Origin of the sequence: Providencia sp. PROV141 (assembly GCF_028481645.1) — a bacterium.
Taxonomy (GTDB): Bacteria; Pseudomonadota; Gammaproteobacteria; order Enterobacterales; family Enterobacteriaceae; genus Providencia; species Providencia rettgeri.
The window spans coordinates 149110-169089 of sequence record NZ_JAMPPR010000008.1 but is presented as its reverse complement, the minus strand read 5'-3'; the positions used below and the strand labels follow the sequence as shown (position 1 = coordinate 169089).

Below are 19980 nucleotides of genomic sequence, written 5' to 3'. Positions count from 1 at the left end.
GATATCCCTAAAAGTATTTATATAACAACTTCTTATCATTTTAATGATATCGTCACAATTTGATTATTCTTAATCATTTTTAATTAAGATATATCATTAAACCTGTCTTGCGATTTTAAATTCTGCCTATAGGGATATAGCTATAGGTTTACTCTTTATAATTAACCTTTACCCAATGAATTATTTAATTAACTGCCTTATACCTCTATTTTTCTTTTTATTATGTTGACGATAATTCTGATAACAGTTTATTGCTATTTACATCAAATTTATTCGCGAAGAAAAACGTTGACCAAACGTTAAGTCTAATATTAGACTAAAAATCTAACTAACGTATTTTGTGCATGGTGAGGTAGATATGAATCAACTTATTGAATGTGTGAATGCACCGACACTCATTGCTCCAAAAGGGCATTATTCACACTGTGTTACTGCAAATGGATTGGTTTTTATCTCAGGGCAATTACCCGTTGATAAGTTTGGCAATGCGATGACTGACGTAGCATTCCAAGAGCAAGCCACACTTGTGCTTGCTAATTTACAAGCATGCTTAGATGCCGTTAATTGTAGCAAAGCGCATTTGGTTCAAGTTCGAGTTTATATAACAAATATGGAAAATTGGCCGTTGTTTAACCAGATTTATGCTAAGTGGATAGGCGATCACCGCCCGGCCCGTGCTGTCACTGGCGTTGCTGAACTTCATTTTGGTGCAGCATTAGAAATTGAAGCCGTTGCGATATCTGCTTAATTACTTATTATTCATTGGGGTTATATCATGTCAGAATTAATATTACCGACCTATCAAGATGTAGAAGCAGCAGCACAACGTATTGCGGGTTTTGCACATAAAACCCCTGTTCTCACATCAACCACCGCAAATAAAGAATTTGGGGGCGAACTGTTTTTTAAATGTGAAAACTTTCAGCGTATGGGGGCGTTTAAATTCCGAGGAGCCTTTAATGCGTTGAGTTTGTTAAGCTCCGAACAGAAAAAAGCGGGCGTTATTGCATTTTCTTCCGGTAACCATGCGCAAGGTATCGCTTTAGCGGCACAACTTTTACACATTCCAGCCACCATTCTTATGCCCAATGATGCACCTGCGGTGAAAGTGGCTGCTACACAAGGTTACGGTGCCACCGTTATCCGTTTTGATCGCTATAAAGAAGACAGAGAAGTGCTTTGTCAACAACTCGCTACTCAACAAGGGTTAACGATTATTCCTCCTTATGACCACCCTGATATCATCGCTGGCCAAGGTACCGCAGCCAAAGAACTGATTGAAGAAGTGGGTGAATTGGATGCCCTATTTGTTTGCTTAGGTGGCGGAGGCCTACTTTCAGGGTGTGCCATTGCAACCAGAAAATTATCACCTAACTGCCAAATTTATGGGGTTGAACCTTTAGCCGGCAATGATGCGCAACAATCATTTCGTCGAGGGGAAATTGTGCACATTGATACGCCAAAAACCATCGCAGACGGTGCGCAAACCCAACATTTAGGTAACTACACCTTTGCTGTTATCAAAAACAAGGTTGATGATATTTTCACTGTAACCGATGAGCAACTTATAGATCGCATGAAATTTTATGCTGAACGCATGAAAATTATCGTTGAGCCGACAGGTTGCTTGTCCTATGCTGCTGCCCTTGCCCACAAAGAACAGTTTCAAGGTAAGCGTGTGGGGATCATTGTCAGCGGTGGTAATGTTGATATTCAGCACTTTGCACAATTAGTTTCATAAGTAACTAGTTTTATAAAGAATTAGTTTCACAGTGATCACCGCCCTTCATCTGTTAGCAATACTAAAAATAGGTTAAAATTAGGGATTAGCACTTGATGGATGAAGGGAAACAGCATGTCAGATCAAAAAGATAATTCAGTACTGGCTCAAGTTGAAATTATTGCGAAAGGTCTTAGTGAAACATTTGCCCCTTTTTGTGAAGTGGTGGTACACGACCTTAAAAATCCGGAACACTCGATCCTTTCTATTCATAATAACTTATCTGGTCGCCAAGTTGGTGAGCCAACTACCGAACTCGGCCATGCAAGAATTGAATCTGCAGATTTTCCGAACATTATTGCCAATTACGCCAATCAATTTTCTGATGGACGCCCAGTAAAAAGCACTTCGATTGGTATTAAAGATGAGTCAGGGCAATACATTGCAGCATTGTGCTTAAACCTGGATATGACATTATTTAGAAGTATGCAAAGTATGTTATCGCAATTTATTGACGTAGGTAATAGCCCAATAAAAGAGCATATTGAGCCTAACGGTGCAGAAGCCATCCGCATGCGTATTGACCAATATGCTGCCACCTTAGCTGCGACACCACGGACATTGAAAGTAGATGAAAGAAAAAACTTAATTGAAGTACTACGCAATGAAGGCCTGTTAGATATCAAAAAATCCATGGAAACGGTGGCTCAGCACTTAGGGGTATCAAGAGCCTCAGTTTATTTGTATGCGAAAAAAGACAGTTAACGATTGGCTTTTTTTAATATCTGTTTAATGCTGATGGGGAAAAAATCATTTACATCCACGCCGACATTAATAGCACGGGGCCCTAACACCGCTAAGCGCTTAAACTGCTCTGGGTCTTTCCCTGAATTATGAACATGGCCGTATAAATGAATCGCATCACGGAAGAAGCCTTGCCATTCTAATATTGGGTAATGGAATAACACTAATTTTTGTTTTTGATATTCCAACTCGTAATAACTTTTAACCCATTCAAACAACGATTGGTCGAATTCAGGGTCGTCCAAAAATTTATCATGATTGCCGCGGATCAAATATTTTTTCCCTGCTAAGCGACGTAATATTTTATTCGCATCCGCACCATTCCCCTTGTATAAAAAATCACCGAGTATGTAGATCTCATCATGCTCAGTAACATACGCATTCCAGTTATGAGTCAACGTATCATTCATGTGACTGGTACTCTTGAACGGTCGGTCACATAGGTTAATAATATTTGAATGGCAAAAATGGGTATCTGAAATAAAGTAAATCATATAAAACCTAAAAATATATTAATAATAATTCTACTCAAGCAAACCATTTGCTTACTATTTATCATATCTCAATGATTTTTAATTGCTTTACGGAATTGACTGAAAACAGGCTTATTTAGCGTAATAATCACTCCCAAATTGCCCTTCCTTCCCAACACTCATCAATTAGCGCTAAAAACTCACGAACTTTAGGGGGTAAATAACGTTTTGTCGGATATAGCGCACAAATAGGTGACTCAGGCAGGGAAAACTCGGTTAGCACTGGCACTAATCGGCCTTTTTTGATTTCCTCACTCACTAAAAATGCACCTAACTGGCACACTCCCTGTCCTTCTATAGCTGCGGCGAGAATAGCCTCGGTGTCATTTAATACTAAACGCCCTTGAGCTGGATAATTTTGCAAATGCCCATTAATTTTAAACTTCCATGACACATTATACCCTCGGTGCCTAAACACCAGCATACTGTGATATTGCAATGCTTGTGGGTTTACTGGCACACCTCGTTGCTGGAGATATTCAGGGGATGCGCACGTGATTAACCGATGTGGGGCTAAGACTTTACGGACTAAACGGTTATCATCCATTCCGCCAATACGGATCGCAATATCAAAACCATCGCGCACAATATCACAATAGTCATCATTAAAATCCACATCCACCTCAACCTGTTCCCATTGTGCTAGATAACGTTGAGCAAGAGGTAAAATGAAACGTTTTCCAAATACCACAGGTACCGTTATCCTTAATAACCCTTTTGGTTGTTGCTGGCCTTGGCTTAATGTATTTTCAACTCTTTCAATCTCTTGCAATATGTTAATGGCAGATTCATACACCACTTGACCTTCATCACTTAAATGAATACTTCGTGTCGTTCGATGTAATAAGCGAGTTTGTAGACGATGTTCTAGTCGTCCAATACATTTCCCAATCGCTGAACGTGATAGCGCTAGCCGTTCGGCTGATTTCGTAAAACTCAGTGTTTCAACAACATCCACAAAGACTTTTAAATCAAGTAAGTTATCCATCACTAGAGACGCTGAATTAGACACGTTTCATCCCCAATATTGCCACATTTGATATATTTATCTCCTATCATGTCCCCTATATGCTATTTCAACAAGTTTATTTTTAGTTAGGTAGATTATGTCTTCACAATGCATTAAACATTCAAATAGCATCAGTACGCTTCGTTCATGGGGGGCAATACTGACCTTAACTCTCGCCACATTTATCGTTGTGACCACCGAAATGTTACCCGTCGGCCTATTAACCCCTATTGCCAATCAATTTTCTATTTCTATCGGTTTGAGCGGGTTACTTATGACTTTGCCCGCTGTTGTGGCCGCAATTTGCTCACCATTGGTCATTTTATTTACCGAACAAATTGATCGTAAAAAATTGCTGATTTTGGGTGCGCTACTGCTCGTTGTATGTAACTTGCTTGCGGCAATCACGTCTCATTTTACATTGCTATTAATTAGCCGCTTATTTATTGGTTTGTGTATTGGCATTATATGGGCGATCGCAGGTGGAATAGCACCGCGTTTAGTGGCATCAGCACATGTTAATTTAGCAACATCAATGATTTTTGGTGGAGTGGCTGCTGCCTCGGTAGTGGGGATTCCATTAGGCGTTTTTATGGGTGAATGGTGGGATTGGCGCAGCGCATTTTTCTTAATGAGCGCCTTATCATGTATTTTATTATTGTTAATGGTAGTACTTTTACCCTCTTTACCGACGGTCACACCACCTTCTGCTAACGCTTTTATTGCACAATTAAAACGCCCAACAATATTACTTGGGTTAGCCATTACCTTACTTTTGGTATCAGGGCATTTCATGGTGTTTACCTATATTAGACCGCTATTAGTCGCTAATATTCATGCAACAGGTGAACAACTTAGCATTATGCTATTTTTTTATGGTATCGCGGGCATTTTGGGGAATTTTATCTTTGGCTTAACGGCGGGGAAAAAGCTTAATTTATCCTTGTTTATCATTATAACAATCATTATTGCTTGCTTATTTTTGCTTGCTATTTTACCCCTGACAACATTAATTGGCGGCCTAACTATTATCGCTTGGGGAATGGCTTATGGTGGAGTCTCCGTCACATTGATGACATGGATGATTACGCACAGTCTTCAACATATTGAAATTACGGGTTCTCTGTATATTGCTTTTTTTAATGCGGGTATTGCTTTGGGTTCTGCTTTAGGCAGCATGGTTGTCTTCTTATATGGGTTATCTACTAATCTCATCATCGCAATTTTATTACTCACAATAGCGTTGCTGGCACTCGCTATTTATCAATTTAAAACACATTAATCTGACATTCTTCATCAATAAAATGATTACCATGATAAACTTCGTTTATATCATAGGTAATCATTGCCATTTTTTATGGCTCGTAATTGCAACGAAACTACGGCATATAAATAGTACTATTAATGAAGATACCGGAAGAAAAATGACCAAAACCAATTCAGTTCCACTTTTTTATGATTCATTTGGTTCACCAAATAACCCTACTATAGTCCTCATTCCTGGCTTAGGTGGCCATAACATTAGTTGGACGTCAGACTTTTGTCAGGAAATTGCAGATGCCGGTTTTTACCTGTTACGTATAGATAACCGAGATGCGGGTTTATCTCATCATATCAATGAGTTCCCACCTATTGATTTAGGGGTATTGATTGAAAAAATGCAACAAGGTGAGCCTTTTGCTGTTCCTTATACTTTATTCGATATGGCTGAAGATATTATCCAGCTCTTGGATACGTTATCTATTGATAAAGCCCACTTTATCGGTCGTTCCATGGGAGGGATGATAGCCCAAATAGTGGCAGCGAAATTTCCTAAACGTACATTATCTCTTTGTGCAATTATGTCATCGACTGGAAACCCGACTCTGCCACAAAGTGCTCCCGATGTTATGCAAATGCTAATGAGCCCAAGTGCTAATCCCAAAGAGGATTTAGAAGGGTATTTGTCAGGACAACTCGCATTTTATCGTCGGATAAGCTCAACATTCGGCCCATTTGATGAAAATTATTACCGTGAATATATACTGCAATCGCTCGCACGCAACCATTCACCAGAAGGCACTAAACGCCAAATTGTGGCTGTTGCCGTCACCGGAGATTTGCGTTCTTATATACAGCACATTAATGTACCCACATTAGTTATTCATGGTTCTATCGACCCGCTCTTCCCATTAGCCGCAGGGCAAGATATTGCTAACAATATTTCTAATGCAAAACTGGAAGTGATTGAAGGTATGGGGCATGAAACACCACCAATGATTAATCCACAAATCGCTAAACTGATAATTAATCATTTAAATTAATAAATTCGCGTACTAAGGCTCTGAAAATGGGCCTTAGTTACCATTATAACCACCCTTGTTTCTTATGTTGCGCACAAATTGGGCAAATATGAGTGTCTTTTTCCCAAGAAGAAAATGGTAAGTGGCAAGTATGGCACTGCGCATCATAATAATGGAAAATTTTTGGTACGCTATTTTTGGCTGTATATGTTTGTACATGAATGGATTTAGGGAAACAAACGACTTGGCAGCTCATGCAACCTGTACAGCGTTTTTCATCAATCAAAAATTGGTTATTCTCAATTTCAATCGCATGCTCATCACACATTTTGGCACAAGCACCGCACAGAATGCATTTTTCTGTATCTAACTCGACCTTAAACCAACTATCTTCAGGGTAAAATTGCTTTCTCGCATTTAACCCAGTTTTCACCTGCCCCTTATCCAGAGGCTTCGAATCCAATTTTTGACGAAATAGCATCATCCGACGGCCACTATCGACTTGTTCCGGCTGAACAATTCGCAATTGCCAAACAGGTTCTTGTAACGTTTTGAGTTTTAAATTTAATGCTGCAATCGTTGGCAACCACTTATCAACCCATGGTTCAGCAATTTGCATTCCACGAATACCATACTGCCGGTGCCAAACAATCAATTCGTCCGCATTCGCAATGGGTTCGTCATGTTTTACTATCAGAAACTCCCCTTGATAGCTACGTTCGTGAGGTTTGATATTTTCAATCGCATCAACAGGGCAAGCAAATAAACAATTGCCACATTGAAAACACAATTCATTATTAATTTCTGCATTCATAGGGCTAAACGATACCGCACCCACAGGACAACTCCTGGCACAATTATCACAGATGCTATTTTTCAGGCGTTTTCTTACGCACTGGCCATTAATTATGGGCTCAGGCGGCAGCTCTAAACTAATAAAACGTCTCATCGCTCTTTTATTCTCATCGTTGCAAAAACAACCAACATAATAATGAAAAAAACCACATTCACAGACTTAATACTTTAATTCTATCACTAAGTTATATTTTATTTTACAGCAACCTTTTGTCCATAAAGATGACTTGGGCTAAGTAATGGGTAAAAAATAATTCATCATTATAAATTCAATAAGTTAACAGAATAATATCCCCAGCTATCATACCCCACACACTCATATTCATTTTAATAATTAGCCACTCATTTAATATGCAATAATTTCATTATAAGTAAATGTAACGAGTGATATATAACGCATATTTATGATAAATAATCATATAGTTTTAATCTATAATATTAACCTGTTAGTCTTATATCAATCATATTAGTTTATATACGTGATATTTTAGTACCGCTCACCCTCCATACAAACTAAGGTTTATCTATGAATAATTTTGAATTTTATAACCCAACTCGAATTATCTTTGGCGAAGGTAAAATCATTGAGCTTGATAGATTAATTCCGAAAACGGCAAAAGTTCTCATTCTTTTTGGTGGTGAAAGTGCGAGAAAAACGGGAACATTAGGTGAAGTTGAGCAGGCTCTGGGATCTCGAACATTCGATCATTTTGGTGGAATTGAGGCCAATCCTCGTTATGAAACCTTAATAAAAGCGGTCGATAAAATTGAAAAAGAAGGTTTTGACTACTTACTAGCTGTTGGTGGCGGTTCGGTCATTGATGGCGTTAAATTTGTCGCGGCTGCGGTAAATTATCCAGGTGATAAGTGGGAAGTGGTCACCAATAGAGGCACTACCATAAATACTGCGCTACCGTTTGGAACTGTATTAACATTACCTGCTACAGGTTCTGAAATGAACAAAGGTTCTGTGATTACTCGTGAAGAACTACACTCTAAACTTGCGTTTATGAGTGACCACGTATTTCCTCAGTTCTCTATTCTTGATCCAGTCAAAACCTATACTTTACCGGCCCGTCAAATCAGTAATGGTGTCGTCGACGCTTTTGTTCATGTGATTGAACAATATTTAACTTATCCAGTAAATGCCTATGTACAAGATGCATTTGCAGAAGGTTTATTGAAGACATTAATCGAAATTGGACCTAAAGCTCTTGAGACTCCGAAAGATTATGATATTCGGGCTAATTTAATGTGGACAGCCACATTAGCTTTAAATGGTTTAATCGGTGTTGGTGTTCCACAAGACTGGTCTACACATATGTTAGGTCACGAAATTACTGTGCTGTATGGTTTGGATCATGCGCAAACACTCGCGATTGTTCTACCGTCCATGCTGACAGAAAAATTACCTCAAAAACAGGCCAAATTAGTGCAATATGCCGAACAAGTTTGGGGAATTACGTCAGGTACAGAACAAGAGAAAGCACTCAAATCCATTGAGTTAACTCGAGAGTTCTTTGAAAAAATGCATGTGGGTACTCGTTTTAGTGATTACCAGCTGAATCAAGATGTTATTGAGCCCTTAGTCAATAGCTTGGCTGCACATGGTATGGTGAAATTAGGTGAGCACCAAGATATTAATTTAGATATTAGCCGCCGAGTATATACTGCCGCTTTATAAGGTTTACTTATTTCGAAAAGGTGCAAAATTGCACCTTTGAGGTTATTGACAAAGCGGGATAAAAGCGTGGTTTTTCCCGCTTTGTGTTATCAGCCGAAAATCAATAATTTGATTTTTCTCGTTTATTTTCAAAACCTATTAGACTTGCCGCCAAACATAATATGTTTGTCTGCAGTCTGAAAGGTGCAAAATTACACCTTTTTCTGTTTTAACATCAAGAATCCTTCGCCTTATAATTCACTTTAATTTCTTGGTTATTACAACAGCATATAACATTTAATTATCAAGATTGTATTTCATATTACCAGATTTTTAATTGCGAATGGTACATTAGCATTAGCAAAATATTGTTTTCAATTTTGAGCATTAATCACCATATCTCACCGCAGTAAATTTAGGTATTTTATAGCTTACAGAACGTCTGAAGCAAATCTATAACAACAATTAATGAGTTAGGTTGTGGGCCATGTTATCTAAATTTAATATATCAAACAGTGCATTACTTGCATCGTCACTGCTCTTAACTATTGGGCGTGGTGCGACATTGCCCTTCATGGCTATTTACCTGACCCGTGAATATAAAATGGCTATTGATATTGTCGGTGTTGCAATGTCAATGGCTATGGTAGTCGGTGTTTTATTTAGCATGGCTTTTGGCATGCTAGCTGACCGCGTAGACAAAAAACGCTGTATGTTATTTGCTGTTATCGCCTTTATTTTTGGGTTTATTGCAATCCCTATCGTTAATAATGCAATTTTAGTTATTATTTTCTTTTCACTAATAAACTGCTCTTATTCCGTATTCTCTACGGTACTAAAAGCGTATTTCGCAGATACCCTCACCGTTGCATTAAAAGCAAAAATATTTTCCTTAAACTATACCTTTATTAATATAGGCTGGACCGTTGGCCCACCAATTGGTACTTGGTTATTAATGTATAGTATTAACTTGCCATTCTATTTAGCTGCAATTTCTGCCGCTTTTCCGATCTTTTTTATACAAAGGTTTGTACAGAGCATAAAGCCGACACCATTAGGAGAAGGCCAAATCCGTAAATGGAACCCTGTCGCTATGCTACGAGACCAAGTGCTGGCTTGGTTTATTTTATCAACGTTCTTAGGCTCATTAGTTTTCGGTACTTTTACCACTTGGATATCCCAATATGCCATTACTGTGGCGGACAGTAATTTCGCTCAAGTGGTTATTGGTGTTATTTTGCCTGTCAATGCGATTGTCGTGGTGACGTTGCAATATACCGTCGGAAAACGCATCACCCCAGATAATTTAAGAAAATTAATGACACTAGGCAGCCTATTTTTTATTTTAGGGTTGGCAACTTTTATGTATGCCCATGAAAATTTGTACCTTTGGGCTCTTGGTGCCTTTATTTTCACTCTGGGTGAATTAATTTATGCCCCTGGTGAATATATGCTGATAGATAGTATTGCACCAGACGGAATGAAGGCCAGTTACTTTTCGGCCCAATCTCTAGGGCTACTTGGTGGTGCATTTAATCCGATGTTGACGGGGGTTGTATTAACAGAACTTCCAGCCTATTTTATTTTTATTATTCTTATGTTTATTACATTTTTAGCTTGGTTGTCTATGCTAAATGGAATGCGTCTAAGAAAGAAACAATTATTAATTACCCAATAGCACTCTTTTCTCCACTGAAAAACCATTTTCGGTGGAGAAAAATAAGCAATCTACTGCCTTTTTCATCTCTGTCTTGTCGGGGAAACTAAAAAAATAGCTGAACTCAAGAGTGCAACAATCATGACCACAGAAATCACCAGGTGGCCTTTGGAAAAAAACAAAGAAAACACTGGTAGTGCAGATAATAAAACCAAGTTGTTAACACTCTCGGATATCGACAAGACAAAACCTTTATTCTCTGCACTTTGCCTTGCTAACATTGCGGTGCTTATAGGAGATGCTAATCCCAACATCCCCCCAAGAATAGTTAAGCACAAACCATGACCAATTAACGAAAGCCACCCACTAAGAAATAACATAATCGCAACCATGATTATTAAAATAATAACAATGAGCTTTGTATTATTTGACGTCTTAATTCTCTCTATTTTTGCAACCAAACCATTGCCACATAATAATCCGAACCCGAATAATCCCATTAAACTGCCAACTTCAACACTTTCTAAGTGTGATCTTTGCCTTAATATTTCACCTGCAAGCAGAAACATACAGACTGATACCCCATTCCATAGGCCTTTCGCTAATATAAGTCGGGCAATGCCTTTTTGTTTAATTGCTATAAAAGATAATTTTTTACTGGCTACTTTTTGTGAATGAGGTAGCGTAAATAGCGCTATGATGAATACCACTAAGCACCCTATCGCGGTATAAATAAATGGGGCATACCACGCAAAATACTGAACTAATACCCCAGCAATGATAGGCCCGGTAATAATACCGACAGTCATTCCCATCATAATGCTTCCCATTGCTGCAGCTTGCTTACTTTCACTCATCACATCAGCAATAAGGGCAAAGATAACCGGAACAAGTGCGGCAGAAGCTAAACCACCAAATCCTCTTAAAACTAGTGCAATCAATAAATTAGGTGCAAAAATAATAACCAAGCTATCAAGTGATAATAACAAAAGAGCCATGAGTACAATTTTTCGTCTATCAATTCGATCTGATAAAAAACCAATAATAGGCGCCGTCAAGGTATAGGCCAACGCATAAGCTGATATCAACCAAGCAATTTGGTCGGGCTGAACATGAAAAACATTTGCTAACGGCGATAAAATCGCTGACAACATGAATTCTGCGGTACCCACAAGGTATACCGCTACTGCCGATAAAAGCAGTAGGTAATGAGTCGAAACCATAATATTCTCGTCTTGATATACAATGAATTTCCCAATCATTGTTTATGATTGGTACTTATAAAATTTGAATTTTAAAAAGGTAGTTGAGGTAAGTTTTTTGGGTTGTGAATTGCTAGGGTGTAGTCAAGCTGGAAATATTGAGATAATTAATTGGGATAGCAGACTGGAAGTATGAGACTGGAGAGTTGTCTATTAAATCTTAAACGTTAATTAAATTCAAGTAATACCTACTAAGTTAAATATATATTAACTATTATTTAATCATCTTGAATTCAGAAAAAATTAATTCTCCGCTAATTTCAGCGTATCTGTATTTTTTATACGTAACAATCCCGATAAAAAGACACTAATTTCTACTATTAATCGATGATTAGCCACTTCCATATCAAAAAAAATTCAGGTTAGCTATTTTATAATGCTCAAACAATAACAAGATAAGTGCTTCCATGTTTGGTTATTAAATCAATTGAAAAGAACAGTTTATTTAATAATTACATTAAAGCATGTTTAGGCTAACGGAAGGTGTATAAACATGAATATCACAACTCGGCTGAAATTCGTTTCATTTCTACAATTTTTTATCTGGGGATCATGGCTAGTTACTTTTGCGTCTTACCTCTTCAATACATTACATTTCAAAGGCGGTGAAATTGGCCTGATTTTTAGTACATTAGGTATCTCAGCTTTATGTTCACCGATTATTATTGGATTTATTGCAGATAAAATTAATAATCGAAAACTGGTGTATATTGCTTCGCATATTATTTCTGCTGTATTTTTGATCGCAATGGCTCATAGTGATTCAATAACTTTGCTATTTATTATGACATTAGTTCACCTAATGTTTTATATGCCAACTATTTCCGTTTGTAATAGCATTGTTTTTGAGATGTTAAGCGCAAAAAAACTCGATTCGGATGTTTATTTTCCCAAAATACGCGTTTACGGCACTGTAGGTTTTATTGTCGCTATGTGGACAATTAGCTTATTAAAGTTGGAAATGAGTTTTTATCAATTATATGTAGGTGCAATCGCATCCGTAACCCTCAGTATCTTTTCTATTTTCTTTATTTCAACACAGGGCTGTAAAATTGAGAAAAAAGAACAGAAATCTAGTTTTAGTTGTCAAAATATTATTTTACTCTTTAAAAAAGGGCGAGTTGCAGTATTCCTATTTTTTGCCATGCTATTAGGTTCTGTCTTACAAATTACCAATACCTTTGGCGTTCCCTTCTTACAGGATATGGCATTAATGCCTGAGGCTAGAGGTTCGGTTTTTTCTGAATACCCCACTATCTTTTTATCGATATCACAATTTTCAGAAATTGTCTTTATTTTACTCTTACCGCTGTTACTCAAAAAATTCAAAATTGAAACCATCTTATTTATGAGTATGATTGCGTGGATTTTACGGCTAGGCTTATTTGCTTATGGTGATTTCACTGCGATTGGTACACTGGCATTATTTTTATCCATGGTTGTATACGGCTGTGCATTTGATTTCTTTAATATCGCAGGAGCACTATTTTTGGAAAAAGAAATTGCACCCGAATTTCGTTCAACAGCGCAAGGTGTATTCACCACATTAGTCAATGGATTTGGTACATTTTTAGGCGCGGTATTATGTGGATGGGTTATCGAGCTGAATACCGTCGATGGTGTAGTTGATTGGAAAACTTTCTGGATGATTTTTACAGGCTACACCGCCAGTTTTACGCTTCTCTATGTAATTTACTTATTCTATTCTAAAAATAGTCAACCGAAAGCCGCCATTCAATAGCTCTTATTCCCCTTATTCATGACTCATATTTACTGAATAAGGGGTTTTATATTATTTTAAGCTTGTGACTTTTAATGCTTCCCCTAATATTTTAATTGCATTGCGTCGCCTTGCAATTAATGGGAGCGCATAGTTTATTCGCAAATGATTAGGGAAACATCCGCCAGTCGAGAAATGTTCCCCGGTTAGAACAGTGACTTTATTGCGATGTAGAATGTCGAGTAATTTACGATTATCAGCCGGTAGATGTTCAACCCACAATGAGAATCCTCCTTGTGGCCGTGAAATACGAGTATTAACAGGAAAATGGGTTTCAACTAACTCTTTATATTGGCATTGTAGTTCACTGTAATGCTGTCTCATTCGGCGCAAATGCAAAAAATAATGCCCTTCCTTTAAGAAGTTTGCCATAACTTGCTGCATAAAAATTTCACCAGAGCAGTGAGATAAATATTTTAAATGTAGAACTTTCTCTTTATATTTCCCGGGGATTATCCATCCCGTACGAGTACCTGGTGCAACCGTTTTTGAAAAAGAACTGCATAAAATAACATGCCCATTGTTATCTAGCGATTGTATTGTCGAAGGCCTTGGATATTGATACGCCAACCCTGCGAGACAATCATTTTCAATTACTGTTCCATGATGTTTTTCAACAATATTCAATAAACGTTGTTTATTATTATCAGGCATAATACAGCCCATTGGGTTATTGCAACTTGGTGTTACAACAACAGCTTTTACTTCCCAGCGTTCGAACGCTTCCTCTAGCCTATCGAGGTCCATTCCAGTTTCAGGGTCAATAGGAATTTCAATAATTTTCCGGCCTAGCCCATACAACGTTTGTAATAATCCTGGAAACGTTGGCGATTCAACTGCAATAACATCATTACCTTGTGTACAAGCTTGCAAGGCAATTGATAAAGATTGATGACCACTCGTCGTGGTCACAATATCATCGAGCGTAAAAAGATGACGATCATCCGAAATTAAATGAATTTGCTCTCTTAAGGAAGCGAGCCCTTGCAAGCTATCATATTCCAGAGTTAGGGAATGTTTACGACGTGCAACCATGGTCATTTCTTGCCATAGTGGCTCTAAACTTTTATCTTCTATATTAGGGACGGCACAAGATAATGATGTAACACCATGCCGCTCGGATACACGCAGAAAATCCATTGTTGGGTTCCATTGAGCAACTTGTACGGGGTTTTGAATATAATTTGCCACTTTAGGCAAAAGAGCCTCTGTTTTTTCTGGTATCACAAAATACCCTGATTTGGGTACTGCATAAATCAGTTGTAAACGTTCCAGCTCACGGTACGCAAGTTGTGCCGTTGTGATACTGACTTGATGAGTACGCCCAAGATCCCTCACTGACGGCATCTTTTCACCGCTAAGAAACTCACCCTGTTTAATTTTTTCCTGCAGCTCTTGTGCTATTTGTTTGTACAGTAACACACCAAAACCCTTATCATTTTCCCCGTAAGGATAATGTAATACAAAAATGACTGAATTTGATCTGTATTTTGTAAAAAAACAAATCTGTCACTTTTTTAAAAATGTTCTCCATGCAATTCTAAATATAAATTCGTACTTTATTAGGAATACTTATGGAATATGAAAAAAACATAAGCGGGAAACCACACCCTAAATTTATCTTATTGCAACCCATTATTTGGCTATTTAAAAAATTAAATATTTTTATTCAAAAAAAAAGACATGAAAAATATAAAGGGCAAAAAATATAGTATTATTATCAATCGGATAAAAAAATATATAATCTGGATAGTTTTTAATGGATATATAATGGATTTTTCACATATCAATAAATGAAGATGGTTACTTCTAAAAGTAAAATTTTAGTTTTAGATATTATATTGTATTTACTAAACAGCACCCATTATATATTAATATAGGTGCTGTTTATCTTAAATATTCTAGCTAAGGTATTTCATTAGACATAATTATATGAATACTATGGTTACCCGTGATTCCCTTAGCTATCATTAACTATTATCTGCCTTATACTGGGCTTCTTTTAATAATAGCGCTTGTTTTCGGTCAATGCCCCAACGATAGCCTGAAAGGTCACCATTGCTCTTAACCACTCGGTGGCAGGGAATAGCGACAGCTAACATATTTGCACCACAGGCATTAGCTACTGCTCTGACGGCACTAGGCTTGCCAATTTTTTCTGCTATATTACTGTAACTTACTGTTTCTCCTACTGGAATATTACGTAAAGCTTGCCAGACGCGTTGTTGAAATGCAGTACCTTGAATATCTAATGGTAAATTTAAACCAATTTCAGGTGCTTCAATAAAACCCACCACCTGAGCTACCAGTTGCTCAAAGCCGTCATCTCCTCCAATCAGCTCTGCTTTTGGGAATTTATCCTGTAAATTATTCAATAACTGCTCAGGGTCATCCCCTAACAAAATGGCGCAAACACCTATCGGACTTTGTGCAACGAGTAATGTTCCTAATGAGCAAACCGCAAGAGCAAAATAAATTTTACTGCCTCCCCCTCCTGATTTCCATTCACTCGGCGTCATTCCTAGTCGTTGAGATGAGGCTTCATAAAAGCGGCTATTTGATTGATAACCCGCATCATAAATAGCATCAGTAATTCGTTTTTTTTCTTGAAGCTGTTGTTGCAAGGTTTTATGGCGAAATGCATCCGCATAGGCTTTTGGTGTTAACCCTGTTTGCGCTTTAAACAAACGGTGGAAATGGTAGCGACTCATACCAATATAGCTAGCTAACACTGCCAAACTCACCGTTTGTTCTTGCTGCTCGATATAACGACAAGCTTTCTCAATTTGCTCTTGATAAAATTGGGTTAATTGTGATGTTTCTGTCCGGAAGCGTTTTCCAGCACGATAACCTTGTTTAATAGCTTGTTGCTCATTATCAAAAAACTCAACGTTATCTTTATTTGGTAAACGGCCAGCTGCAGACGGATGGCAATAAATAGCAGAGGTTCTTACACCGTAAACAAAATAGCCATCTGCGGCTTTATTCCGTTCAATCACCGCTTGCCATCTCTGTTCTGGCGTATTCCACAAATTTTTAGTTGTCATCATATCGCCCTTCTTTAGTTAATTGCATTAATTATGACAAACTACAGTTGCAAAAAACTCCGAACATTGCTTTTTAATTCAAGTTTTATTTATCCCGTACGGGAAATCCTTTTAATCCACTTAACGGTGATTTTACATTAATTATCAAATGAAGAATAAGTGCAATAAAATTAGTTGCATGCAATCTCAGTTTCCATTTTAGTATCGGATTTTTTGCGAAAAATAACCAGAATGATCATAATTCCCAAAACAGCGACTAGTGCTCCCATAAAACTAATCATTGAATAGCTATACCCATAGGATAAAACTATTCCGCCAATTGCTGCACCAATGGCATTTCCTAAATTAAAGGCACCTATATTAACGGAGGACGCTAAGGCTTGCGCACCTTTTGCTGCATTCATGACTAACATTTGAATTGGCGGTACAATACCGAAACTAAAAATACTCCATATCATTAAGCCGACACCCGCACCAAATGCATTTACCGCAATAAATGGGAATATAGCCATGCTTAATGCCAACATAATGAAAAATATTATTAAAGTGTTAAAAAGCGACTTATCTGCAAATAATCCACCAATATAATTACCAATAGTAAAGCCTACACCGATAATCACTAACATCATCGTAATCATTTGGTCTGAAGCCTGGATGACATTCATTAACATTGGTGTAATATAGGTATACAACGTAAACATTGCACTCGCACCTAATACAGTAGATAACATGCCTAACAAGACTTGAGGGCGACGTAAAATACGCAATTCATTTTTTACATTTACTTTTGTCCCCATTAGGTTATTTGGTAAAGCCCAAATTAAACTCATAATCGTCAAAATGCCTAAAATTGAAATTAAATAAAACGCCTGCCTCCATCCTACGACTTGTGTTAATTTCGTCATCAAAGGGACGCCACCGATATTGGCTATTGTTAACCCCATGAACATAGCCGCTATTGCACTCGCTTGTTTTCCTGGAGGAACCACACTTGCCGCAACAATTGCGCCTAATCCAAAAAATGCACCATGATTTAAGCTGGTAATAAAACGAGAAAGTGACAGGGTCACTAAATCAGGTGACATTGCCGATAATACATTCCCAACAGTGAAGATCGACATCAAAAATACTAATGCTATTTTAGGGCGCCTTTTGACTAACAATAACGTCATAATAGGTGCACCAACCATAACACCAAGGGCATAAATAACCACTATCACTCCCACAGAAGGAATATCTTCTTTAAGATTATCAGCAATATAAGGAAGCATTCCCATTGGTGAAAACTCTGTTGCTCCAATAGCAAAAGCCCCTATCGCTAATGCTAGTAATGCCGTGTTAATTTTCATATAAAACCTTATTGAAATAATTTATTAACATTTTTATTAATGAGCAGAATTTTTTCACATTGATACTCAATGAAAAAGGCGTTAAGGTGAAAATAACTTTTGCCGGATATGCAATAATGAAAATAACTTTTGAAGAGCTTCAAGCCTTTATTAGCGTTGTAGATTGTGGTTCTATCACCGCAGCAGCAGAACAATTAAACATGACAATATCGACAGTAAGTCGTTTATTACTCAGGCTTGAAGAAAAAATAAATACGACATTAATTTACCGAACAACGCGTTCGATTAAACTTAGTGATGAAGGCGCTGCATTTTTGCAGAAATCGCGAAAAATAGTTGAACTAGCTCAAGAAGCTGAAGATATGCTCTCAATACGACAGGCTGTTCCTTCAGGTAAGTTACGTATAGATGCATCAACGCCCTTCTTGACCCATGTTATTGCCCCGTTAATTCCACAATTTTATGCACTTTATCCGCAAATCGAACTTGAGATCCATAACTATGAAGGAATTACTAATCTGTTAGAAAAACGGATTGATGTAGCTTTTCGTATTGGAGTCCTCAAAGATTCTTCACTCAATGCCACCTTATTAGGTTTTAGTCGACAACGACTCGTTGCCAGCCCTGCTTATCTTGAAAAATATGGCGTACCACACAGTATTGAAGAATTAGAACAACACTGTTTATTAGGCTTCACTCAACCTGATTCATTAAATATCTGGCCAGTAAAAACTCAAAATGGGGATTTATTTAAGGTTTCACCTGATATTTCAGGTACTAGCGGTGAAGTTTTATTCCACCTTGCCGTTCAAGGTGCAGGTATTTTATGTTCAGCTGATTTCGTCACACTAGACGCTTTCGCTCGTGGTGAATTAGTACAAGTATTAGAAAAGAAAACCATTAAAATTCGCCAACCTATAAATGCCGTTTACTATCGTAATCAAGCTGTTTCACCACGCTTACGCTGTTTCATTGAATTTATAAAAAAATACTCAACAAAAATTGAACCACATTAATATTATTTATTTTTCCGCTCTTTTTGTTCAATGCGTTTTTTAAATCCCGTTAATGTCATCCCTGTATGCCGTTTAAAGTAGCGGCATAAATAAGATGTATCTTCAAAGTTTAATTCATCCGCAATTTGCTTAATGGATAAATTACCAATTTCTAATAATGCCTTTATTTCTAGAATCACTTGCCTATCAATCAATGCTTTTGGTGAGTCTTTAAAAAAACTTTGACTAATTTTAGATAAATAAAATGGTGTGATCGACAATTGCTCTGCATAAAATTTCACTTCTTTATGCTGTTTACAGTAAGTGCTGATTAAGTCCCAAAAACGCCAGCACAGTTTCTCTTGGCGGCTGTTATTTTCTGGTTGAATAGAAGTGTGTTGAACGTGATTACTAATTTCTAAAAATAAATTTTGCAAATGGTTTTTTAATTGCAATAACCCATGTCCACTCCAGTTTGACACGATAGTTAAAAGAATATATCTCCAGTTTTCAAATAGTGCAGTTTTTTCTAATGGCGTTGAAATTACAGGGAAGTCATTAAAAAAAGCAAAAAGTTTATGTGGTAATGCATATGCAATTTCTACTGCTAGCTTTTTGTCAATCAACCAATACTCCAAACGAAATTTGCGTGATTTGGCTTGTAGCATTGCAAAGGAATCATCGTACAAAACGATTATGTCGTTTTTTCGTACTGAATACCGTTTGAAATTAATATTGAATATTGCATATCCTTGCTTGCATACACAAACCGCCACATAAGATGTTTTAATCGGTTTAAATTGCATTTCATCCATATTGCTTTCACCAATCCGAATGACTTCAGGCAAATCAATTTGATAATTTTTTAAATGTAGCATGATCGTTGCACTTTAATTTGCACCATATCGCACTACCATAACAAATAAGTTGTCATAAGTACCTAAAATGAACAAATTATGCCCTTATTTTATTTCCATAAATACCTAAAATAGCTTTCAAGTTAGGAGATGCCATAATGAGGAGA

Annotated in this window: 18 protein-coding genes; 10 read left to right on the top strand and 8 right to left on the bottom strand. The window is 37.3% G+C overall.

Features of this window, described 5'->3' with window-relative positions:
* Positions 1–358 precede the first annotated feature (358 nt).
* The 3 genes from PSF09_RS07165 to PSF09_RS07155 all read left to right on the top strand — a co-directional run bounded on the left by PSF09_RS07165 (position 359) and on the right by PSF09_RS07155 (position 2485).
* Complete coding sequence (locus PSF09_RS07165) at positions 359–748, top strand: RidA family protein (RefSeq protein WP_222959650.1); 390 nt, start codon at positions 359–361, stop codon at positions 746–748.
* A 27-nt stretch (positions 749–775) separates the two neighbouring features.
* Positions 776–1741: a threo-3-hydroxy-L-aspartate ammonia-lyase gene (locus tag PSF09_RS07160; RefSeq protein WP_222959651.1), complete on the top strand. Its 966-nt coding sequence runs from the start codon at positions 776–778 to the stop codon at positions 1739–1741.
* Between the two features lie 114 nt (positions 1742–1855).
* On the top strand, positions 1856–2485 hold the full coding sequence (locus tag PSF09_RS07155; protein WP_222959653.1) for a helix-turn-helix transcriptional regulator: 630 nt from the start codon (positions 1856–1858) through the stop codon (positions 2483–2485).
* On the opposite strand, the gene PSF09_RS07150 is transcribed toward PSF09_RS07155, so the two are convergent.
* On the bottom strand, positions 2482–3018 hold the full coding sequence (locus tag PSF09_RS07150; protein WP_272683671.1) for a metallophosphoesterase family protein: 537 nt from the start codon (positions 3016–3018) through the stop codon (positions 2482–2484). The two genes, PSF09_RS07155 and PSF09_RS07150, sit on opposite strands and share 4 nt — an antisense overlap.
* A gap of 127 nt (positions 3019–3145) precedes the next feature.
* Positions 3146–4069, bottom strand: coding sequence for a LysR family transcriptional regulator (locus PSF09_RS07145; protein WP_262416978.1), 924 nt, complete (start codon positions 4067–4069; stop codon positions 3146–3148).
* A 94-nt stretch (positions 4070–4163) separates the two neighbouring features.
* Here PSF09_RS07145 and PSF09_RS07140 point away from each other — a divergent pair, with 94 nt between their 5' ends.
* Together PSF09_RS07140 and PSF09_RS07135 are read left to right on the top strand one after the other, a co-directional pair.
* Entirely contained in the window at positions 4164–5348 is a 1185-nt protein-coding gene (locus PSF09_RS07140; RefSeq protein WP_222959655.1) for an MFS transporter, read from the top strand.
* A 142-nt stretch (positions 5349–5490) separates the two neighbouring features.
* Entirely contained in the window at positions 5491–6369 is an 879-nt protein-coding gene (locus PSF09_RS07135) for an alpha/beta fold hydrolase (protein ID WP_222959657.1), read from the top strand.
* A gap of 43 nt (positions 6370–6412) precedes the next feature.
* On the opposite strand, the gene PSF09_RS07130 is transcribed toward PSF09_RS07135, so the two are convergent.
* A complete protein-coding gene (locus PSF09_RS07130; protein WP_222959659.1) occupies positions 6413–7297 on the bottom strand; it encodes a DUF362 domain-containing protein in 885 nt (294 codons plus the stop codon).
* 432 nt (positions 7298–7729) lie between these two features.
* On the opposite strand from PSF09_RS07130, the gene PSF09_RS07125 reads away from it, so the two are divergent.
* Both PSF09_RS07125 and ydeE read left to right on the top strand, forming a co-directional pair.
* A complete protein-coding gene (locus PSF09_RS07125; protein WP_222959661.1) occupies positions 7730–8887 on the top strand; it encodes an iron-containing alcohol dehydrogenase in 1158 nt (385 codons plus the stop codon).
* A gap of 466 nt (positions 8888–9353) precedes the next feature.
* Entirely contained in the window at positions 9354–10544 is a 1191-nt protein-coding gene (gene ydeE / locus PSF09_RS07120) for an efflux MFS transporter YdeE (RefSeq protein WP_222959663.1), read from the top strand.
* Between the two features lie 62 nt (positions 10545–10606).
* On the opposite strand, the gene PSF09_RS07115 is transcribed toward ydeE, so the two are convergent.
* Entirely contained in the window at positions 10607–11746 is a 1140-nt protein-coding gene (locus PSF09_RS07115) for an MFS transporter (RefSeq protein WP_272664891.1), read from the bottom strand.
* 532 nt (positions 11747–12278) lie between these two features.
* Here PSF09_RS07115 and PSF09_RS07110 point away from each other — a divergent pair.
* Positions 12279–13526, top strand: a complete 1248-nt coding sequence (locus PSF09_RS07110; protein WP_222959670.1) for an MFS transporter — start codon at positions 12279–12281, stop codon at positions 13524–13526.
* Positions 13527–13577: 51 nt separating this feature from the next.
* Here the strand turns inward: PSF09_RS07110 and PSF09_RS07105 are convergent, their stop codons facing one another.
* Positions 13578–14987, bottom strand: a complete 1410-nt coding sequence (locus PSF09_RS07105) for an aminotransferase-like domain-containing protein (RefSeq protein ID WP_272683670.1) — start codon at positions 14985–14987, stop codon at positions 13578–13580.
* 152 nt (positions 14988–15139) lie between these two features.
* Here PSF09_RS07105 and PSF09_RS07100 point away from each other — a divergent pair, with 152 nt between their 5' ends.
* Positions 15140–15277 carry a hypothetical protein gene (locus PSF09_RS07100; RefSeq protein ID WP_210840014.1) on the top strand — a complete coding sequence of 46 codons (138 nt, stop codon included), beginning with the start codon at positions 15140–15142 and terminating at the stop codon, positions 15275–15277.
* A 258-nt stretch (positions 15278–15535) separates the two neighbouring features.
* Here the strand turns inward: PSF09_RS07100 and ada are convergent, their stop codons facing one another.
* Both ada and PSF09_RS07090 read right to left on the bottom strand, forming a co-directional pair.
* Complete coding sequence (gene ada / locus PSF09_RS07095; protein ID WP_272683769.1) at positions 15536–16612, bottom strand: bifunctional DNA-binding transcriptional regulator/O6-methylguanine-DNA methyltransferase Ada; 1077 nt, start codon at positions 16610–16612, stop codon at positions 15536–15538.
* 170 nt (positions 16613–16782) lie between these two features.
* Complete coding sequence (locus PSF09_RS07090) at positions 16783–17961, bottom strand: MFS transporter (protein WP_272664893.1); 1179 nt, start codon at positions 17959–17961, stop codon at positions 16783–16785.
* A 116-nt stretch (positions 17962–18077) separates the two neighbouring features.
* Between PSF09_RS07090 and PSF09_RS07085 the strand changes: the two genes are divergently transcribed.
* Positions 18078–18977, top strand: a complete 900-nt coding sequence (locus PSF09_RS07085) for a LysR family transcriptional regulator (protein WP_272664894.1) — start codon at positions 18078–18080, stop codon at positions 18975–18977.
* 2 nt (positions 18978–18979) lie between these two features.
* Here PSF09_RS07085 and PSF09_RS07080 read toward each other — a convergent pair whose 3' ends face one another.
* Positions 18980–19834: a helix-turn-helix domain-containing protein gene (locus PSF09_RS07080; RefSeq protein WP_272683669.1), complete on the bottom strand. Its 855-nt coding sequence runs from the start codon at positions 19832–19834 to the stop codon at positions 18980–18982.
* Positions 19835–19980 lie beyond the last annotated feature (146 nt).

Excerpts from the sequence above, each read along its gene's own strand:
- PSF09_RS07165 (WP_222959650.1), top strand. The coding sequence starts at position 359 with ATGAATCAACTTATTGAATGTGTGAATGCACCGACACTCATTGCTCCA.
- PSF09_RS07160 (WP_222959651.1), top strand. The coding sequence starts at position 776 with ATGTCAGAATTAATATTACCGACCTATCAAGATGTAGAAGCAGCAGCA.
- PSF09_RS07155 (WP_222959653.1), top strand. The coding sequence starts at position 1,856 with ATGTCAGATCAAAAAGATAATTCAGTACTGGCTCAAGTTGAAATTATT.
- PSF09_RS07150 (WP_272683671.1), bottom strand. The coding sequence starts at position 3,018 with ATGATTTACTTTATTTCAGATACCCATTTTTGCCATTCAAATATTATT.
- PSF09_RS07140 (WP_222959655.1), top strand. The coding sequence starts at position 4,164 with ATGTCTTCACAATGCATTAAACATTCAAATAGCATCAGTACGCTTCGT.
- PSF09_RS07135 (WP_222959657.1), top strand. The coding sequence starts at position 5,491 with ATGACCAAAACCAATTCAGTTCCACTTTTTTATGATTCATTTGGTTCA.
- PSF09_RS07130 (WP_222959659.1), bottom strand. The coding sequence starts at position 7,297 with ATGAGACGTTTTATTAGTTTAGAGCTGCCGCCTGAGCCCATAATTAAT.
- PSF09_RS07125 (WP_222959661.1), top strand. The coding sequence starts at position 7,730 with ATGAATAATTTTGAATTTTATAACCCAACTCGAATTATCTTTGGCGAA.
- ydeE (WP_222959663.1), top strand. The coding sequence starts at position 9,354 with ATGTTATCTAAATTTAATATATCAAACAGTGCATTACTTGCATCGTCA.
- PSF09_RS07115 (WP_272664891.1), bottom strand. The coding sequence starts at position 11,746 with ATGGTTTCGACTCATTACCTACTGCTTTTATCGGCAGTAGCGGTATAC.
- PSF09_RS07110 (WP_222959670.1), top strand. The coding sequence starts at position 12,279 with ATGAATATCACAACTCGGCTGAAATTCGTTTCATTTCTACAATTTTTT.
- PSF09_RS07100 (WP_210840014.1), top strand. The coding sequence starts at position 15,140 with ATGGAATATGAAAAAAACATAAGCGGGAAACCACACCCTAAATTTATC.
- ada (WP_272683769.1), bottom strand. The coding sequence starts at position 16,612 with ATGACAACTAAAAATTTGTGGAATACGCCAGAACAGAGATGGCAAGCG.
- PSF09_RS07090 (WP_272664893.1), bottom strand. The coding sequence starts at position 17,961 with ATGAAAATTAACACGGCATTACTAGCATTAGCGATAGGGGCTTTTGCT.
- PSF09_RS07085 (WP_272664894.1), top strand. The coding sequence starts at position 18,078 with ATGAAAATAACTTTTGAAGAGCTTCAAGCCTTTATTAGCGTTGTAGAT.
- PSF09_RS07080 (WP_272683669.1), bottom strand. The coding sequence starts at position 19,834 with ATGCTACATTTAAAAAATTATCAAATTGATTTGCCTGAAGTCATTCGG.